General features: G+C 48.9%; 1 protein-coding gene. It reads right to left on the bottom strand.

Going from position 1 to position 380, the window contains the following annotated elements:
- Positions 1 to 344: ISAs1 family transposase (locus tag J9889_RS24785; RefSeq protein ID WP_210557791.1), on the bottom strand; the 344-nt coding region annotated here is incomplete at its 3' end.
- Between the last annotated feature and the right edge of the window lie 36 nt (positions 345 to 380).

Here is a 380-nt window from a genome sequence, read left to right as displayed (position 1 = left end):
CGAAGAGCTTTACCATCAACCGCTAGTTGGCCAACCAGCTTATCATCGCCCATGATGTCGCCGATCCACGCTTGAAAAATGGATTTCAGACTGGCGGGAGGCAGAGTGGCAAAAATGCGGTTGAATGTGTCGTGTGATGGAATGCCACCAGGCAAGCTCAACCAGCGCCGGAACCATGGCTCTCGCTCTTGAGCAAACAAGGTAATCTCGCTCCAAGTATCAAAACCGCACATCATGGCGCAGATGGCCATGAAAACAACCTCTGACAAGATATGCGAGCACTTGGCCTGATTGCGTGGGTCTGGAATTGATTCAAGGTAGTCGAGCAAAGACTTCTGGGCCATAAAAATAAACAGTTAGTTAAGATCTCGACTATTTAC

It is taken from the genome of Aeromonas sp. PrichA-15 (assembly GCF_017939245.1).
Lineage (GTDB): Bacteria > Pseudomonadota > Gammaproteobacteria > Enterobacterales > Aeromonadaceae > Aeromonas > Aeromonas caviae.
The sequence above is the reverse complement of the archived record's forward strand: the minus strand, read 5'-3'. Positions and strand labels throughout refer to the sequence as shown.